This window comes from Pseudomonas sp. 14P5.3.2 (assembly GCF_057799175.1).
Genome location: NZ_JBYOKU010000001.1, coordinates 136680 through 155259, shown reverse-complemented (window position 1 = coordinate 155259; position 18580 = coordinate 136680). Strand labels below are relative to the sequence as shown.

The window sequence follows — 18580 nt, the reverse complement described above, 5'->3', positions numbered from 1 at the left end:
ACCATGTTCAAGGTAACGCCCAACCCGCCGATGTCAGACCCGATCTCGCCGTACGAATCCCTCGACTCGAAAAAACTCCACGAAGCCGCCGACCGCGCCCTCGACCATTACCTCAAACCGCCCACACCAGACATCACCCGCCAATCCAGCAACCTGTTCCACGTCAATCCCGCCGCCGACAACGAAACCCTGCTGGTACACGCCAGTGAATCGCTGGCCTCGGCCAGCGTCATGCTCAGTGATTTCGCCGGTTTGCTGGATGCCCCCTACCGCAACACCCTGCTGGGCATTCAGCAAGTCGTGATGCTCGGCGAACTGACCGTCAACCGCGCCCTCGACAACCTCGACCCGCCCGCCTAAAACCCCGATCCCCTGTGGGAGCGAGCCTGCTCGCGAAAGCGGCCGATCAGCCGACTTTGAGGTTAATGACACACCGGCCATCACCAGCAGGCTGGCTCCAACCAGGGGATCGAGTGACATTTTGAACATTGCGTGATTCGCGGACGGAAGCCGACCTGCGTTATTGGCTAGCCAAATGCCACTACATCACTTAGTCTGCGCGCCCCGTAAAAAACGTTTGGCCAGGAAGGCTTTGATTGGCCTTCGCAACTGAGCGTCATCAATCACGCAGATTCAGGGATGTTCATGTTTCATGTCTTCAAAATAGTGGCCGCCGGCCTGCTGGCCTCGCTGCTCAGTGGTTGTATCACCCAAAGCGCGTCGTGGGTCAGCGAACCATTGCAGGCCAAGGCCAACGAGCCTGTGGCTTATTTGATCGGGTCCATCGGGCCGCGCTCGCTCAAACTGTCTCCGGCGGATAACCAACGCCTGTTTATTCGCAAACGTGGTTCCCAGTACGGCGCTGCCGGTATCTGGAAAATGGCCGGTGCCTATTCAACGCCGCAGGATATTCAGGACGGCAGCGGTGCCGCGAGTGTCTTCGTCCTTGCTTTGAAACCGGGCGACTACGAGTTCTACGATTTCCAGTTCTTCTCTGCGCGATACACACCGGGGCTTGGCACCGTTTACAGTTCGATGGAAGCGCGCGAGAAATTCAACCTCCCGCTGCGTCTTGAAGCCGGAAAAGCCTATTACATGGGTGAATACCGCTCGCTCTGCCTTAACGGCATCGGCTGCACCTTCCTCTGGCGCGATCAGCGCACCCGCGACGCCGTGATCGCCCAGCGCCAGGTTCCCGGACTACCACCTCTGCAATCACTGAAGCTCGATCTGAAAAGCGCCGAACCCTATATTTTTGCCGATACCCCGCCGGGTGTTGCCGCGGACATCAAACCATGAAAAAAATCACCACGCTTGCCACCGTCGCTCTGCTGGCCGGTTGTACCGCCACCAACACCTTGCCAGAGCGCACACTGGCCGACGGACAGGATTATCTGGCACCGATCCACGTCATGATCGACGACCCTCTGCAGTCTTCGTCGTTGCGCAATCATCTGCGCGAAACTGGCGTATTTCGTAACGTCGAAACTGGGTCCGGCCAAAACGATGCGTACAACGTCCAAGTCAAATTGAACATGCAACGCGAGTTCCCGCCGTTCCCGGTGGTGTTGTTGAGTTGTGCCACATTGTTCATGCTGCCGCTTTCGAAGGAATACGACACGCAGGCCGAGTTCTCGGTGTATCAAGGCGACAAGCGCCTCAAGCAGTACACCTATCGCAATAACACCCGGAAATACACCTGGTTGCTCGATCAGGGTGGCGAGTTGGAAGGACAGAACCTCAGCCGTATTGCCCGGGCCTTCGCCCAGGACGTTCAACATGACCGGTTGATCCCTGTCGTTGGGAGTGCCCAATGAAGCTGCCCTGGATCAAGACCGGTGCCCTGCTCAGTGCGCTAATGGCACTCGGCGGTTGCGCCAACACCCTGCCGCCCCTCGATTATCACGCCACGCAAGCCTATGTGCCGGTGACGTTGAGCCTGGGTCAGGCCAATACCCGGCACGAAGAATATCGCCAGGGCGAAACCATTTCTGCACTGAAAAACTCCGGCGCGTTTTCCATGCTCGACGGCGGTTACACCCGCAACGGCTACAGCCTGCTGATTACCCAGCCGTGGTCGGGCGAAACCCATTATCTGGCCATGTTCAATGTCCTGACCCTGTTCACCCTCCCTGTGCCTTATCACTACCAGAACAACTTGCGCGGCTCGGTCTTCAAGGACGGAAAACTGCTCAAGACCTATAACTATTCCCGCGAAGGCTGGAGCGTGTTGGCTTGGTACGTGCCGATCCCGGACAACAAGAACAAGCAGCAGATGCTGGATCAGTTTCTGGAAGAGTTGGAGAAGGACAAGCTGATTCCCTATCAGCCTTGACCGTTGGCTTTGCGCCGCCACAGCGAGCATTACTGCGGCGAGCACGAGAATAATTGGCGGAAGGCAGCCGGAGTCGAACCTGCCCGGGAACGGATGCCGTCCCCAACCGGGTTTGAAGCCCGGCCGCGCCACCGGGCGCGATTGCCTTCCTTTGAACTCAGGGTGCGTCGGCACTGGCCAGCGCGTTGTCGTGGCGGATCAAGCGAGATTCGCCGATGCGCCGGGTCAGGCCGAGGCGGTCGAAGTATTCCAGGTACTGAATACAACGTTTGCGTCCCAAGCCTAGCGCATCGCGGAACGTTGTCACCTGGATCGACGGATTTTCCTGCTCCAGTTGCAACAGAATGTCGGCCATGCGCTGCCGTTGCCCGTCAGACAGAAACAGGTCGCGCACCACCTGATGCATCAACCCCAACCGCGCCAGTTTGCGCAGCAGCAGACGCACCACGGCATCCTCCGTACCGAGCGTTTTGGCAACGTCGCGCACCCACGGCGGATCAAATCCGGCCTGCTCGAACAGTGGTTGCATCTGCTGCCACAGGGTCTCGTCTTCAGCATTCAACCGCACCTGATGATCGGGCAGATGCAGCCACGGCCCGCTGGCGTTGATCGACCCGGCAGCGCGCAGTTCGTCCAGCAGGCTGGCAAAGGTCGAACGCTCCAGCGCCAGACCACTGAAGCGCCGCAAGCGGTCGCGGTCCGGGCCCATCTGGTCGGGCTCCAGCTCATGAAACTTCGCCAGTTGCTCCAGCACGTTGAATTTCAGTTGTCCCCAGCGCTGCAGATTGAACAGCACCGGGCCTTGGCGGGTGTCGATCAGGCGCACGTTGGCCGGTAGCGACCAGCCCTCACGCGGGCGATTGAACTGACGCTCCAGCCGTTGCGGATCGAGGCCGCCAGCACTGTGGTTGAGCAACACCGGCAGCGCCTGTTCAAGACTGTCGCTGCGGGCCAGGGCTTGCAGTTGCGCCAGCCGCTCCGGGCTGCGGCGCTGGCGGGCCGGGGCGAACGGGTCGAGTACCTGACCTCCGCCGAGGGTGCGTTGCGCGCTCTGGTCACGCAGGATCACGCGATCCCCCTTCACCGCGTGCACCGGCGTGTTGATCAGCAGTTGCGCGAACATGCGCTCGCCAGGTAGCAGGCGCGTGCCTTCGAGCAACGCGACGCGGGCGATGACGTCCTGGGTGCCGAGATGCACGTGGACCGGGTGGAAATGTTCGAAGGTACGCTCGCCGGGCAACAGTTGAAATTCGATGTCCACGCGTTGCGTCGGTGCGAACAGCCAGTCCGCCAAAAGCCATTGGCCGCGATGGATCTGTTCCAATGTCAGTCGCTCGCCGCTGATATTCAACGCCACTCGTTGCCCGGCGAAGGCCTGTTCAGCGACTGTGTTTTGCGCATGCAAGCCACGCACTCGCAGCGCTTTACCGGATGGCCCGAGCGTCAGTTTGTCCCCGACGGAAACCGTCCCCGACAACGCCGTGCCAGTCACCACAATCCCGGCGCCCGCCACGCTGAAGGCGCGATCGATGGCCAGGCGAAAACCACCTTCGCGGCTGCGCTGATGCACATCACCCTGGGTTTGCAGCAAGCTCTGGCGCAGTTCATCGACGCCCTGCCCGGATACGCTCGACACCGCCAGTATCGGCGCGTCGGAAAACGGCCCGGTTTCGAGCAGATCGAGAATCTGCCGCTGAACCTGCTTCACCCTGCCCGTCTCGACCCGATCGCATTTGGTAATCGCCACCAGCGCCCGGGGAATGCCCAGCAACTGAACAATTGCCAGATGCTCACGGGTCTGCGGCATCACCCCATCGTCCGCCGCCACCACCAGCAACACCAGATCGATGCCCTGCGCCCCGGCGAGCATGTTGTGGGTGAATTTCTCGTGGCCCGGCACGTCGATGAACCCGGTCAGCCCGGCACCGGGTTCCAGCTCCGCGTAGAGATAACCGAGGTCGATGGTCATTCCGCGCTCGCGCTCCTGCGGCCGACGGTCGCCGGTTTGCCCTGTCAGGGCTTGCAGCAGCGAGGTCTTGCCGTGGTCGATGTGCCCTGCGGTGCCGACGATCACGACTCGACCTGCAACTGCGGCAACTGCGCCAGCCACGCCGCTTCGTCGTCGAGTTGCCGCAGATCGAGCCACAGCGCATCGTCGTCAATGCGCCCGAGCACCGGGATCGGCAACGCACGCAATGCCGCTTCCAGATTCAGCAGACAGCGCCCGCGCAAGCGTTTCGACACTTGCGGGCGCAGGCACAACGCCGCACTTGGCAACCGCGCCACCGGTTGGCTGCCGCTGCCGATCATGCCCAGCGCTTTCACTGCACTGACATTCCACGGTTCGCCGATGACCTGTAAGAGTGCCGGTAGCAGGCGCTCCGCTTGTGCGAGGATTTCGGCTTGCGGGCGAGTCAACAGCCGCAGGCTCGGCAGACGTTCAGCGAGGCGATCCGGGTCGCGATACAGACCCAGCACCGCTTCCAGCGCGGCCAGGGTTAACTTGTCGACCCGCAAAGCACGCTTCAACGGATTTTTCTTGATCTTCGCGATCAAGTCTTTGCGACCGACAATCAAGCCAGCCTGTGGTCCGCCGAGCAATTTGTCGCCGCTGAAAGTGACGATGTCCGCACCCTCCAGCAACGCCTGACGCACCGTGGGTTCCGCTGGCAGGCCCCAACGAGTCAGGTCCAGCAGACTGCCGCTGCCGAGATCCTCCAGCAGCGGCAAGCCATGCCGATGAGCCAGCTCGGCCAGCTCGGCGGTGGGTACGCGAGCGGTAAAGCCTTCGATGCTGTAGTTGCTCGCATGCACGCGCATGATCAAGCCGCTGCGCGGGCTGATCGCTGCTTCGTAGTCGCGGGCGTGGGTGCGGTTGGTGGTGCCGACTTCATGCAGGCGCACGCCGGCGCGGGCCATGATGTCGGGGATGCGGAACGCGCCGCCGATTTCGATCAGTTCGCCGCGCGAGATGATGCCTTCCTTGCGCGCGCCGAGGCTGTTCAGCGTCAGGAGCACCGCAGCGGCATTGTTGTTGACCACGGTGACGGCTTCGGCACCGGTCAGTTCGCGGATCAGGCCTTCGATCAGATCATCGCGATCACCGCGCTTGCCGCTGGCCAGATCGAATTCCAGATTGAGCGGGTAACGTGCGGCCATCTGCACCGCTTCGATGGCCTCTTCGGGCAGCAAGGCGCGGCCGAGGTTGGTGTGCAGCACCGTGCCGGTCAGGTTGAACACTCGCCGAACGTTACTGCGCTGTTGCTGGGTCAGGCGCTCGCCGACGCGGCCGGCGAGCACTTCGGGGCTGATTTCAATGGCAGACAGTTGACCTTGCAACACGCTGAGCCGCAGCTCATCAAGCAACTGCCGCAAGCCGCTCAGCAACGCCTCACGACCATAACGCTCGGCCAGCGGCAGACAGGCCGGGTGACGCAACAAACCATCAATGGAAGGCAACCGCAGGGCAACACTCGAAGACATCAGCCACTCCCGAAAACAAGACTCTCCGGCATGACCTGACGCAACGCGTCTAAATACTGCACACCGGCCCTCAATTGTGGGAGCGGGCTTGCTCGCGAATGCGGTGAGTCAGCCACAAATGATCTGACTGACACGGACCCTTCGGGAGCAAGCCCCTCTCACAAGTTTTTCAGGAGTGTAGACGCTCTGGTCATTCGTCTCCCGGCGCCAGCAACAGATTCGGTGCCAGACGCTGAAAACCGTCCTGCGCCAGACGCATGTCGAGCAGCAGGCTGCTGAGATCCGCCGACAACGCTTCGCCTTCGGCATCGTTCTCCAGGTACACCAGTTTCAGGTAGCTGTTGCAGCCCGGGCAGACCTCCGCGCGAATCGGCGCCTGATTGGCGGCGTGGCGATCGTCCTCCAGGCTCAGGTAATCGAGGCCTTTGCTCGATTCGCAATACACGCACTTGACACGCACCACATGCCATTCGCAGGCGCACAGCGAACACACCAGATAGCGCAGGCCGTTGTGTTTGCCGCGATGGCGGATCACCCCGGCCATCGCTGGCGAACCGCAGCCCGGGCACTGGCTGAGGCTGTCGCCGGGTTTCAGTTGCAAGTTCGCTGCGCTGAGCAGCCAGTGGCTCCACGCCGCTTGCAGGCCGGCGCCGAGAAACGGCACCAGCGCCGCCGGCACCATTGAATACTGGCCGCTGACCAGCGCCACCGCCCACGCACGCAACTGGCCGGCACTGGCGCCACGCAGCGTGGCCAACGCGTCGAGCACCGCCGGCTGTTCCGATGGCACATAGCGTTGCAGCAAAGCATCCAGATACGCCTGCCAGCCGTCCTCGCGCACCAGCGTATCGGCGGCAAATGGCGGCAAGCCGTGGCGCTGACAGACTTCAAGGCGTTGCGCGTCGATTGGCACCGTCAAGGGCGGCTCGTCCATCACCTGCTGCTGAGCCCGGCACAATCCGGCGATCAGACGCAGGTAATCAGCCAGCGGATGCCCTTCGGCCAATTGCTCCAGCCGCTGGGCGCGCAAAGTAAACAGGTTGTGCGGTGGCAGGTACAGAAACGGCGGCGAGCTGGCCGCCGCTTCGATTTCCCCGGGTTCAAGAATGGTTGCCAAAAGTCAGCCCTTTTTGGTGATCGGTCGCTCCGGCACGTCCGGATTGCGTTCATCGCGGGTGATGTCGCGATACCAGAGTTCGTGGTGCTTCTTCGCCCAGGCGCGGCTGACCCAGCCATGCAGCATTGCGTCCACCGAACCCTTGATCCACAGTCCGGCGTAGATATGCACGATGATGCTGAGGATCAGCACAAACCCGGCCAGTGCATGCAGGAGCATGGCCCAGCGGATCACGGTGATGCCGAAGTACGCACTGAAATACGCACGCCAGATCAGCAGCCCGGTGAACAGCAAACCGAGCATGCACAGCAGTAAAGTCCAGAACAGCATCTTCTGCCCGGCGTTGTACTTGCCCACCGGCGGGACGCTTTCTTCGTCGTTGACCAGCACCCGATCGATGCGGCGCATCCACTTCCAGTCGTTGTCGATGAAGAAGTTCGCGCGCCAGAAACGGAACACCAGGCCGAGGAATAACACGAACATCAGCACGCCCATGAACGGGTGCAGAATCCGCGTCCACGGCCCGCCGCCGAACAGGTTGGTCAGCCAGAACATCGATGGATGAAACAGCGCCAGCCCGGACAGCCCGGCCATGAAGAACAGAATCGCCACCAGCCAGTGATTGGTGCGCTGGTTGGCGGTGTAGCGCAGGATCGTCTTGTTGCTCATGGCCGGTCCTCCCCGCGTGGATCGAAGGTGTGCACCGCCGGATCGACAACATGCACCGAGGTATCGGGCGGCGTCGGATGGTCATCCTCTTCGGTACGGTTCGGCCCGATGCGCACGTAGTGGAAGAACCCGGCTAGCACCGCCGCGCCCATCGCCAGCAGGCCGAGCGGTTTGCTGATGCCTTTCCACAAGCCCACCAGCGGACTGATGGCCGGCGCATCCGGCAACCCGGCGTAGATCTTCGGCGTGTCGGCGTGGTGCAACACGTACATCACATGAGTGCCGCCGACGCCTTCCGGGTCGTACAGACCGGCGTTGTCGAAGCCTCGGCTTTTCAGGTCGACGATGCGTTCGGCGGCGTGTTCCTTCATGTCTTCCTTGCTGCCGAAGACGATGGCCCCGGTCGGACAGGTTTTCACGCACGCCGGTTCCAGCCCTACCGCGACGCGGTCAGAACACAAGGTGCATTTGTAGGCCTTGTGATCCTTCTGCGAAATCCGCGGAATATTGAACGGGCAACCGGTGATGCAGTAGCCGCAACCGATGCAGTGGTCCTGATCGAAATCGACGATGCCGTTGGCGTGCTTGATGATCGCCCCGGGACTTGGGCATGCCGCGAGACACCCCGGTTCGGCGCAATGCATGCAGCCGTCCTTGCGGATCAGCCACTCCAGGTTGCCGGCGTCGGTTTCGTGTTCGGTGAAGCGCATCAGGGTCCAGGTTTCTGCGCTCAGGTCTTGCGGGTTGTCGTAGGTGCCGTGGTTGTGGCCGACCTCGTCGCGCAGCTCGTTCCATTCCGAGCAGGCGACCTGGCAGGCCTTGCAGCCGATGCATTTGGTGGTGTCGATCAGCTTGGCGACTTCCTGCTGATTTCTCACCGAGGGCGGCACCGTGGTGGTGGCCGAGCGGGCAATGATGTCTTGGCTGGCCATTTACAGTTTCTCCACGTTGACCAGGAATGACTTGGATTCCGGGGTCTGGGTGTTGCCATCGCCGAGGAACGGCACCAGGGTGTTGGTCAGGTAGCCGTGACGCGTCTGACCGGTGAATCCCCAGTGCAGCGGGATGCCGATCTGATGCACCACCTGGCCGTTGACCTGCAGCGGCCGGATGCGTTTGGTCACCACCGCCACCGCCTCGATGAACCCGCGCTTGCAGCTGACCCGCACCCGATCTCCGGCGGCGATGCCCTTCTCCTTCGCCAGCACTTCGCCGATTTCGACGAACTGCTCGGGCTGGGCAATCGCATTCAACTTGCAATGCTTGCTCCAGAAGTGGAAGTGCTCGGTCAGCCGGTAGCTGGTGCCGGCGTACGGGAAGTCCTTGGCTTCGCCGAGGCTTTCCCAGACCGAATCGAAGATCCGCGCCGCCGGGTTGCTGGTGGCTTTCTTGTTTTGCGGGTGCAGCGGGTTGATGCCGATCGGCGTTTCGAACGGCTCGTAGTGCTCGGGGAATGGCCCCTCGTTCATCTTGTCGACGGCGAAGAACCGCGCGACGCCCTCGGGGTTCATGATGAACGGGTTCATCCCGGCTTCCGGCGGCACATCGGCCTTGTAGTCCGGCACATCGGTGCCACCCCAAGCCTTGCCGTTCCACCATACGAGGCGCTTTTTCGGATCCCACGGTTTGCCCGAGACATCCGCCGAAGCGCGGTTGTAGAGAATCCTCCGGTTGGCCGGCCACGCCCAGGCCCAGCCCAGATGCTGGTGCATGCCATACGGGTCGGCGTTGTCGCGCCGGGCCATCTGGTTACCGGCCTCGGTCCAGCTGCCGGCGAAGATCCAGCAGCCGGAGGCGGTGCTGCCGTCATCCTTGAGCTGAGCGAACGCGGCCAGTTGCGAGCCGGCCTTGACCGTCGCACCGCTGGCGTCGGTGAAGTCGGCCATGGCGCTGCCGTTGATCTCCTTGGCCAGTTCCTCCGGCGAGGGTTCGTCCGGGATCTTGTATGGCCACGACAGTTTCAGCAGCGGATCGGCGAACTTGCCACCCTCGGCCTGATAACGCTTGCGCAGGCGCAGGAACAATTCGCTCATGATGCGGATGTCGGTCTGCGCTTCGCCGGGGCCGTCGGCGCCTTTCCAGTGCCATTGCAGCCAGCGGCTGCTGTTGACCAGCGAGCCGTCCTCCTCGGCAAAACAAGTGGTCGGCAGGCGAATCACTTCGGTCTGGATCTCGGCACTTTTCACGTCGTTGTAGGGCCCGACGTTGTGCCAGAACTCCGAGGTCTCGGTGGCCAGCGGATCCATCACCACCAGCCACTTGAGCTTGGCCAGCGCGCCCATCACCCGGTTCTTGTCGGGCAACGCAGCGATCGGGTTGAAGCCCTGGCACATGTAGCCGTTGACCTTGCCCTGACTCATCAGGTCGAACATCTTCAGAACGTCGTAGTTGGGGATGTCGAGTTTCGGCAGATAGTCGTAATTCCAGTTGTTCTCCAGCGTGGCGTTGGCGCCGTACCACGACTTCATCAGGCTGACGTGGAATTTGCTGTAGTTCTGCCAATAGGACAGCTGCCCCGGACGCAGCGGCATTTGCGTGCGTTTTTTGATGAAAGCGTTGTAGTCCTGCTCGCCATCGCTGCCCAGGGTCAGATAACCCGGCAACGAGTTGGACAGCAACCCTAGGTCGGTAAGGCCCTGAATGTTCGAGTGCCCGCGCAACGCGTTAACGCCACCGCCGGGCATGCCGACGTTGCCCAGCAGCAGTTGCACCATCGCCGCGCTGCGGATGATCTGTGCGCCAATCGAGTGCTGCGTCCAGCCGAGCGCATACAGGATGGTCATGGTCTTGCCGGGCGTGGAGCACGTGGCAATCTCATCCCAGATTTTCTGCATCGCATCGACCGGCATCCCGCAGATCTGGCTCGCCAGATCAATGTTGTAGCGGCTGTAATGCTGCTTCATCAATTGATAGACGCACTGCGGATCCTGCAGGGTCGGGTCGACCTTGACGAAGCCGTCTTCACCCAGCTCGTAACCCCAGCCGGATTTGTCGGTGTAGCTGCGCTTGGCTGCGTCATAGCCGCTGAAGATGCCGTCTTCAAAGCCATAGCCGGCTTTGACGATGAACGACACGTCGGTGTAGTTGCGCACGTATTCGTGCTGGATCTTGTCCTGAGTCAGCAGGTAATTGATCAACCCGCCCATGAAGGCGATGTCGGTACCGGTGCGGATCGGCGCGTAATAGTCGGCCACCGAAGCGGTCCGGGTAAAACGCGGGTCGACCACGATCAGCCGGGCAGCGTTGTGCGCCTTGGCCTCGGTCACCCATTTGAAGCCGCACGGATGCGCTTCTGCTGCGTTGCCGCCCATCACCAGGATCAGATTCGCGTTGGCGATATCGGTCCAGGTATTGGTCATGGCACCACGGCCGTACGTCGGGGCAAGACTTGCCACCGTCGGGCCGTGTCAGACACGCGCCTGGTTATCGAACCCCAGCATGCCGAGACTGCGAATCACCTTCTGGGTGATGTAGCCCGCTTCGTTGGACGCTGCGGACGCTGCGAGGAATCCGGTGGTCAGCCAGCGATTGACCGTTTGCCCGCTGTCGTTCTTCTCGATGAAGTTGGCGTCGCGGTCGGCCTTCATCAGGTCGGCGATGCGATCCAGCGCTTCATCCCAGCTGATCCGGGTCCATTCGCTGCTGCCGGGCTTGCGCGTTTGCGGATACAGCAAGCGGCCCGGGCTGTGAATGAAGTCCAGCAGGCCTGCGCCTTTTGGACACAGGGTGCCGCGGTTGACCGGGTGGTCGGCGTCGCCCTCGATGTGGATGATGTTTTGCGCGACGTTCTTCGCGGCATCGCCCTGGCTGTACATGATCAACCCGCAACCGACCGAGCAATACGGGCAGGTGTTGCGGGTTTCATGGGTGTGGGCAAGCTTGAAGTGACGCACCTGCTCGGCGAAGGCCAGCGTCGGGGCCATGCCCAACGCGCCCAGGCTAGAGCCTGCAAGGCCGATACCGGCGACCTTGAAGAATTGACGACGGCTGAGATCCATCGTGCACTCCTGATCAGGTGGAACCCGGTACTTGAGCCGGGCTTTTTCTGGACAAACACGGTTACGGCAGAATGCCTGCCGGTTTTTTCACTGTAGACAATGACCACACGTTCTGTGTGAAAACCGACCGTCGGCGACAATCGGTCATGCCCTGAAAAACCTGTGGGAGCGAGCCTGCTCGCGAAGAGGCCCTGTCAGTTGAGACAAATATTGACTGACACACCGCCTTCGCGAGCAGGCTCGCTCCCACAGGTTTTGTGTATCCCCCCAGTGCCATGGGTTTATCATGGCGCCCAGGACCAATCCCGCCTTCACGAGACCGCGCATGACTTTCGATTTTGATCAGGTATTCGACCGCCACAACACCGGCAGCACCAAGTGGAGCCGCTACCCGGCCGATGTGTTGCCGATGTGGGTCGCTGATATGGATTTCGCCGCGCCTCCGGTGATCATCGAGGCATTGCAGCAGCGCCTGTTGCACCCGCTGGTGGGTTACAGCGTGGCGCAGGACAATCTGCGTGAAGCCATCGTCGCCGACCTGTGGAACAAGTTCGCCTGGCGGGTCAAACCGCAGGAGCTGATCTTCCTGCCGGGCGTTGAATCCGGTTTCAACATGGCTTTGAAAGCGCTGGTGCAACCGCAGCAGAACGTCGTGGTGCAGGTGCCGAACTACCCGCCGCTGCGGCATGCACCGGGGCATTGGGGGCTGAACAAGGTCGAGCTGGAATTCGTCGCCCAGGCCGATGGCACTTACGCCACGCCGCTGGAGACCCTGCGCGAATCGCTGAACGGTGGCGGTGCCCTGCTCCTGAGCAACCCGCACAATCCGATCGGCAAAGTGTTTGCTCGTGAAGAGCTGCAAGCGGTGGCGGATATCTGCGCCGCGCAGGACGCCTGGATCATCTCCGACGAGATCCACGCCGAGCTGTGCTTCGACGGCCGCGTACATGTTCCGACCGCCTCACTGAGCCCGGAAATCGCCAAGCGCACCATCACCCTGATGTCCGCCAGCAAGGCCTACAACATCGCCGGCCTCAAAACCTCGTTCATGATCATCCAGGACGCCGCCCTGCGCGAGCGCGTCAACCATGCACGTTGTGGCATGGTCGATAGCGTCAATCCGTTGGGCATGGAAGCCACCCGCGTCGCCTACAGCGAAGGCGCGCCGTGGCTGGCCGAACTGAAAACCTATCTGCAGGCCAACCGCGACTGGCTGGTGGACGCGGTGCGCAGCCGCTTGCCGGGCGTGACCATCAATGTGCCGCAAGGGACGTATCTGGCGTGGCTCGATTGCTCGGCGCTGGAGTTGGGCAATCCGCAGCAGTTCTTCCTCGAACAGGCCAAGGTCGGTCTGAGCGCCGGGTTGGATTTCGGTGATCAACACCAACAGTTCGTGCGCCTGAACTTCGGCTGCCCACGGTCGTTGCTTGAAGAAGGCATCAGCCGCATGGAGCGTGCCCTGACAAACCGCAATACCTGAATCCACAGTAAAGCCCCCTGTGGGAGCGAGCTTGCTCGCGAAAGCGTTGGTTCAGTCAACCTTGATGTCGGCTGAAACTCCGTATTCGCGAGCAAGCTCGCTCCCACAGGGTTTTGCATTGTCATCGCCAAACAATCCAGCGCAAATCCGATCGAACTCACGGCAAACCGTCCGGGTCAACCGCCCATACCTGCCCTGAGACCTCGGAGATTTGTGATGACCGATTACCCAAAACCACCCTTCCCCACACAAGCTCAAGCCGTGCCGGGTTTGCAAAGCAAAATGCAGCCCTCCCCCGATTGCGGCGAACAAAGCTACGTCGGTTCCGGGCGGCTGGCCGGCAAGATTGCGCTGATTACCGGTGCCGACAGCGGCATTGGCCGCGCGGTGGCGATTGCCTTCGCCCGTGAAGGCGCCGATGTGGTCGTGGCCTATCTGAATGAACATGACGACGCCAAAGAGACCGCACGCTGGGTCGAACAGGCGGGTCGCCAATGCCTGCTGCTGTCCGGCGATCTGGCGCAAAAGGCTCATTGTCAGGAACTGGTGGACAAGACTGTCGAACGCTTCGGGCGCATCGATATTCTGGTCAACAACGCTGCGTTCCAGATGACCCATGAAACCTTCGAGGAAATCCCCGACGAAGAATGGGTGATGACCTTCGACGTCAACATCACGGCGATTTTCCGCCTGTGTCAGGCGGCGATCAAACACATGCGCCCCGGTGCGTCGATCATTAACACCAGCTCGATCAACTCGGACATGCCCAAACCGACCCTGCTCGCCTATGCCACCACCAAAGGCGCAATTGCCAACTTCACCGGCGGGCTGGCGCAGATACTCGGGCCGAAAGAAATCCGCGTGAACTGCGTGGCCCCGGGACCGATCTGGACGCCGCTGATCGTCTCGACCATGCCCGATGAAGAAGTACAGAATTTCGGCAGCGAAACTCCGCTCGGTCGCCCCGGACAACCGGTGGAAGTGGCGCCGATCTATGTGCTGCTGGCCTCTGATGAAGCCAGTTACATCACCGGTCAGCGCTACGGCGTCACCGGCGGCAAGCCGATGTTGTAAGCCTCATGAGCTTTGTCATTTGGGTCGCGGTGCTGGGCGCCGTCTTGCTGACCCTTGCGCTGACCTCGTCCTACCTGCGCTGGATGCCGGTCACCACCTCGGCGGTGTGCCTGTTGCTGGGGATTGTCATCGGCCCGAGCGGGCTGGATCTGCTGAAACTGTCACTGGAAAACGCTTCCGTATGGATGGAACACCTTACGGAAGTGGCGGTGCTGTTTTCCCTGTTTGTCTGCGGCCTCAAGCTGCGTTTGCCATTGCGCGACAAGCGCTGGCGGATTGCTTTCGGGCTGGCCGGCCCGGTGATGGTGTTGACCATCGCCGGGGTCAGCGTATTGCTGCATTGGGGCCTGCAACTGCCTTGGGGGCCGTCACTGCTGATCGGCGCGATTCTCGCACCGACCGACCCGGTGCTGGCCGCGCTGGTGCAGGTCAACGACGCACGGGATGTCGACAGCGTGCGCTTTGGTCTTTCCGGTGAAGCCGGACTGAACGACGGGATCGCGTTCCCGTTCGTGATTCTCGGCCTGCTGCTGGTACAGGCCGATGCTCATCCCGGCGCGCTGACCGATTGGGTGCTGCACGGTTTGCTCTGGGCGGTGCCGGTCGGCTTGCTCACCGGTTACTGGATGGGCCGCGGCATTGGTCGGATCACCTTGTCACTGCGCATCCGTAACGACGACAGCACCCTGAGCCCGAATGATTATCTGGCGCTGTCGCTGATTGCCTTGGCTTACGTCGGCGCGGATGCCATCGGCGGTTACGGCTTTCTGTCGGTGTTCGCTGCCGGCCTTGGCCTGCGTCAGGAAGAAGTCAAATCCACCGGCGCCAGCCAACCGCCCGCCGAACATCTGGTGCAACCGGTGGTGGGCCATCAGAACATCGAACCGCAGCACGCGGTACACGGTGATACCGAACGCCTGGAAAGCAGTCAGGTCGCTGCCGGGATCATGATGGGCGACATGCTCTCCTTCGGCAGTCTGGTGGAACGGGCCATGGAAGTGTTTCTGGTGACCCTGCTCGGCGTGGTGCTGGTGCCGCATTGGGATTGGCGGGCATTGGTCATTGGCGCGGTGCTGTTCTGCGTGGTGCGTCCGCTCTGCGTGGTGTTGATGCCATGGGGCACCTTGCTCGACGGCGGTCAGCGTCTGTTGATCGGCTGGTTCGGCATCCGCGGGATCGGCAGCCTGTTCTATCTGTTTTATGCCTTGAACCACGGCCTGAGTCCTTCGGTCGCGACGTTGTGTACCAACATCACCCTGTCCGTGGTGGCACTGAGCATTTTGCTTCATGGCATCAGCACTCAGCCGCTGCTGGCGCGCTATGAGCAACGGCAAAAACGAAAAAACTGATTTTTCAGGCGGCAATATCTTGGGCAATCCATCGAAGTTTTTTCTGTAAATAAATGGATCCCTCTGCAGATTCCGGCAGTCACAACCATAACCCCTCGCTGTAAGCACTCGGCGGGGTCCGGCAGGTTCGGTTCCCCTGCGGCTTGCAGCCCATGAATAGGAATCTTTGGATAACAAGGTCACGGTCATGAAGGAATGCTCGACTCCGGCACAAATCAAGGCTTGCAGGGCTTTGGCCCTGGAACGCAATCGTCAACTGTTCGAAGACGCCCACGCCCTCAACCGCGCCGCTTACGAGCTGCTAGAAGCGGACAATCTGGACCTCGAACAGTTTGAGCACTATCGAGCCATGCGCCGCAAAGCCGATGCGAAGTTCGCCGAAGCCATCGATCACTTGTGCGTCCTCAACGAGGACTTCCCGCCGATTCCGATGTCGCCGCATCACTCGCAGGCGTTGCGCCGGCAGCTTGAAACCGTCGAATAAAGCGCACAAGAAAAAGCCCGGCTGCGAAGTCCGGGCTTTTTCTTTGGGCGGCGTTCAGCCCCCGGGGTTGGTCACCTGAATGAACACCGCGTAAGCCCCCAGCAGGATCCAGAACGTGGCGAAGATCCATGGCGTGCGCACCGAAAACAACAGCGACTTGCGATAGCCCTTATGGCTGGATTCCATTTCACTGAACAGCGGCGACTCGTCGTAAGCCATGCCCATGATCGGCTCGCTGCGCAACAACTCGCTCTGCTTGTAGTGCCAGTGATCGATGATGTCGTACGCGGCACGAATCCCCGGCCAGGCATTGAGCGAACTGAGCAGCCCGAGCAGTGCGAGGAACGGCGGCACCACCAGCGTAAACAGCTTGCCCCACTCAGGGTTGAGGTTGGCCATGCACGAGGCAAAGGCAATCACCAGAAACGACTGCGCCGCCAGATAGGCATCGGTACGGTTGGCCAGGATGCTGGTTTCGTACTGGATTTCCTTGCGATAGAAATCCAGCCGTTCCTTGGGTGAGCCGAACATCTTGGCGTCGTGTTCGGTCAGGTGCTCTTCTGCGGTGGGCTGGGTCAGTATGCGAGGCAAGGGACGCGCACTCCATGGCGGGGAAACCTTTTAGAAGGCCCTCGCCACGGACAAGTTCAGGCGGATTCATTTCATCGACTGGGCGATGATTTCCACCAGATTGAGTTGGGTGAACGGCTTGGGCAGACGCGGCAACTTCGCGGCAAACCCCTCCAGTCGTTCGGCGTAACCGGTAGCGAGGATGATCGGCAGATCCGGTTTGAGCAGACGTACTGCATGGGCCAGTTGCGCGCCGCTCATCTGTGGCATGGCCATGTCGGTGATCATCAGGTCGATGACTTCACCCTGCTCGAACAGCATCAGCGCCTTGGCCCCGGATGTCGCGCTGACCACACGATGGCCGAGGTCTTCGAGCAGCAGCGTGGTGCTGGTCAATACCAGCGAGTCGTCGTCGACCACCAGCACGCTGAGGCGTGGCACCAACACCGGTTTGACCGCCGGGTAAAGGTTTTTTGCCGTCTCCCCGGCCAGCGCCACCGGTATCCACATTTCTGCGCGGGTGCCATGGCCTTTTTCGCTCTTGAGAATGAAACGACCACCCAGTTGCTCGATAAAGCCATGCACCATCGACAAGCCCAGCCCAGTGCCCTTGCCCACGCCCTTAGTGGTGAAAAACGGATCTCTGGCCGAACCCAGCGTGGCTTCGTCCATGCCCTCACCCGTGTCGATCACGCTCAGGCACACATAGCGCCCCGCCGCCATTGACGAAAGGCTTTGCTCAAGCACGACTTCCGGCTGCGCGGTAATGGTCAGGCTGCCCCCGTCCACCATCGCGTCGCGAGCGTTGGTCGCCAGATTGAGCAGCGCCAGTTCCAGTTGGTTGCTGTCCGCCAGCACCGGTTGCAGATCCTCGGGAAACCGCGTTTCGATACGAATCCCCGGTCCAATCGAACTGCGTAGCAGCCCGGTGATGCCTTGCACCAATTTCGGAATATCGACCGGTTCGGTCTTGAGTTCCTGCCGTCGGGCAAAGGCCAGCATGCGCTGGGTCAGCGATACGCCACGCAGTGCACCCTGCGTGGCGTTTTCCAGCAGCCGACTGTTTTTCGGATCGTCACCGATGCGCTTTTGCAGAATCTCCAGATTCCCCAGAATCACCGTCAGCAGATTGTTGAAGTCATGGGCGATGCCGCCGCTGAGCTGACCGATGGCCTGCATCTTCTGCGCCTGGAACAGCGCTTCACGGGTTTTCTCCAGAGCCAGTTGCGACTCATGGGCTTCGGTGACATCGCGGGTGATCTTGGCAAACCCGAGCAGCGTGCCGGTTTCGCCGCGAATGGCATCGACCACCACGTGTGCCAGAAACCGCGTGCCATCCTTGCGCATGCGCCAGCTCTTGTTTTCGAAACGACCCTCGCGGGTGGCAATCTCCAGCGCCCGTTGCGGTTCGCCGGCGATGCGGTCTTCAGGGGTGTAGAAAATCGAAAAATGCTGGCCGATGATTTCTTCCGGCTTGTACCCCTTGATCCGCTGGGCGCCCTGATTCCAGTTGCTCACGCGACCTTCGGGGCTGAGCATGTAGATCGCATAATCGGTGACACCCTGCACCAACAGGCGGAACTGCTGCTCGCTTTGCCTGAGGGTTTCCTCGGCCATCTTGCGATCAGTCAGGTCGCGGGTGATCTTGGCGTAGCCGAGCAGTTTGCCGTTGGGATCGATGATCGGATCGATGACCACGTGACACCAGAAGTTGGTGCCATCCTTGCGCACCCGCCAGCCCTCGCCTTCGAATCGTCCTTCGTGCAGCGCGGTGTCGAGCGCGCGTTGCGGCAGGCCCGCCGCACGATCAACGGCGGTATAGAAGCGCGAGAAATGCTCGCCGAGAATTTCCGCCTCTTCGTAGCCCTTGAAGCGTTTCGCGCCGGAGTTCCAACTGGTGATGATGCCGTCCGGGTCGATCATGTAAATCGCATAATCGACCACCGCATCGATCAGCAGACGGAAACGCATCTCCTCGATCGCGGCAGTTTTGCTCGGGTTGTCACTCATCAGGTTCACCG

At 61.1% G+C, this 18580-nt stretch carries 16 protein-coding genes and 1 tRNA gene; 8 read left to right on the top strand and 9 right to left on the bottom strand.

Annotated elements, in window-relative coordinates:
* The first annotated feature begins 3 nt into the window (after window positions 1-3).
* The 4 genes from AC27VU_RS00675 (at window position 4) to AC27VU_RS00660 (ending at window position 2335) form a co-directional block, all read left to right on the top strand.
* Window positions 4-360, top strand: a complete 357-nt coding sequence (locus tag AC27VU_RS00675) for a DUF6124 family protein (protein ID WP_201137643.1) — start codon at window positions 4-6, stop codon at window positions 358-360.
* Between the two features lie 285 nt (window positions 361-645).
* A complete protein-coding gene (locus AC27VU_RS00670) occupies window positions 646-1299 on the top strand; it encodes a hypothetical protein (RefSeq protein ID WP_201137642.1) in 654 nt (217 codons plus the stop codon).
* On the top strand, window positions 1296-1817 hold the full coding sequence (locus AC27VU_RS00665) for a hypothetical protein (protein ID WP_488723149.1): 522 nt from the start codon (window positions 1296-1298) through the stop codon (window positions 1815-1817). Before AC27VU_RS00670 ends, AC27VU_RS00665 begins: the two co-directional genes overlap by 4 nt.
* The gene (locus AC27VU_RS00660) at window positions 1814-2335 is read left to right on the top strand and encodes a hypothetical protein (protein WP_103483467.1); all 522 of its coding nucleotides are present in this window, start codon (window positions 1814-1816) and stop codon (window positions 2333-2335) included. The genes AC27VU_RS00665 and AC27VU_RS00660 overlap by 4 nt, the downstream gene beginning before the upstream one ends.
* Before the next feature lie 54 nt (window positions 2336-2389).
* Here AC27VU_RS00660 and AC27VU_RS00655 read toward each other — a convergent pair.
* The 7 genes from AC27VU_RS00655 to fdnG form a co-directional block, all read right to left on the bottom strand.
* Window positions 2390-2485: transfer RNA gene (locus AC27VU_RS00655), tRNA-Sec, on the bottom strand.
* 7 nt (window positions 2486-2492) lie between these two features.
* Window positions 2493-4409: a selenocysteine-specific translation elongation factor gene (gene selB, locus AC27VU_RS00650; RefSeq protein ID WP_488723274.1), complete on the bottom strand. Its 1917-nt coding sequence runs from the start codon at window positions 4407-4409 to the stop codon at window positions 2493-2495.
* A complete protein-coding gene (gene selA, locus AC27VU_RS00645) occupies window positions 4406-5818 on the bottom strand; it encodes an L-seryl-tRNA(Sec) selenium transferase (protein WP_488723148.1) in 1413 nt (470 codons plus the stop codon). Before selA ends, selB begins: the two co-directional genes overlap by 4 nt.
* Window positions 5819-6008: 190 nt before the next feature.
* Entirely contained in the window at window positions 6009-6935 is a 927-nt protein-coding gene (fdhE, locus tag AC27VU_RS00640; protein ID WP_488723147.1) for a formate dehydrogenase accessory protein FdhE, read from the bottom strand.
* A 3-nt stretch (window positions 6936-6938) separates the two neighbouring features.
* Entirely contained in the window at window positions 6939-7604 is a 666-nt protein-coding gene (locus AC27VU_RS00635; protein WP_488723146.1) for a formate dehydrogenase subunit gamma, read from the bottom strand.
* Complete coding sequence (gene fdxH / locus AC27VU_RS00630) at window positions 7601-8536, bottom strand: formate dehydrogenase subunit beta (RefSeq protein WP_003224976.1); 936 nt, start codon at window positions 8534-8536, stop codon at window positions 7601-7603. Before fdxH ends, AC27VU_RS00635 begins: the two co-directional genes overlap by 4 nt.
* Window positions 8537-11602, bottom strand: coding sequence for a formate dehydrogenase-N subunit alpha (fdnG, locus tag AC27VU_RS00625; protein WP_146774699.1), 3066 nt, complete (start codon window positions 11600-11602; stop codon window positions 8537-8539). It abuts the gene before it with no gap.
* A 325-nt stretch (window positions 11603-11927) separates the two neighbouring features.
* On the opposite strand from fdnG, the gene AC27VU_RS00620 reads away from it, so the two are divergent.
* The 4 genes from AC27VU_RS00620 to AC27VU_RS00605 all read left to right on the top strand — a co-directional run bounded on the left by AC27VU_RS00620 (window position 11928) and on the right by AC27VU_RS00605 (window position 15989).
* Window positions 11928-13082 (top strand): MalY/PatB family protein, encoded by a 1155-nt coding sequence (locus AC27VU_RS00620; RefSeq protein WP_488723145.1) that lies wholly within the window; start codon window positions 11928-11930, stop codon window positions 13080-13082.
* Window positions 13083-13298: 216 nt separating this feature from the next.
* The gene (locus AC27VU_RS00615; RefSeq protein ID WP_488723144.1) at window positions 13299-14156 is read left to right on the top strand and encodes a glucose 1-dehydrogenase; all 858 of its coding nucleotides are present in this window, start codon (window positions 13299-13301) and stop codon (window positions 14154-14156) included.
* Between the two features lie 5 nt (window positions 14157-14161).
* Entirely contained in the window at window positions 14162-15505 is a 1344-nt protein-coding gene (locus tag AC27VU_RS00610; protein ID WP_488723143.1) for a cation:proton antiporter, read from the top strand.
* A 187-nt stretch (window positions 15506-15692) separates the two neighbouring features.
* Window positions 15693-15989 carry a hypothetical protein gene (locus AC27VU_RS00605; RefSeq protein WP_488723273.1) on the top strand — a complete coding sequence of 99 codons (297 nt, stop codon included), beginning with the start codon at window positions 15693-15695 and terminating at the stop codon, window positions 15987-15989.
* A gap of 54 nt (window positions 15990-16043) precedes the next feature.
* Here the strand turns inward: AC27VU_RS00605 and AC27VU_RS00600 are convergent, their stop codons facing one another.
* Window positions 16044-16580 (bottom strand): hypothetical protein, encoded by a 537-nt coding sequence (locus AC27VU_RS00600; RefSeq protein WP_003224989.1) that lies wholly within the window; start codon window positions 16578-16580, stop codon window positions 16044-16046.
* 66 nt (window positions 16581-16646) lie between these two features.
* The gene (locus AC27VU_RS00595; protein ID WP_488723142.1) at window positions 16647-18569 is read right to left on the bottom strand and encodes a hybrid sensor histidine kinase/response regulator; all 1923 of its coding nucleotides are present in this window, start codon (window positions 18567-18569) and stop codon (window positions 16647-16649) included.
* Window positions 18570-18580 lie beyond the last annotated feature (11 nt).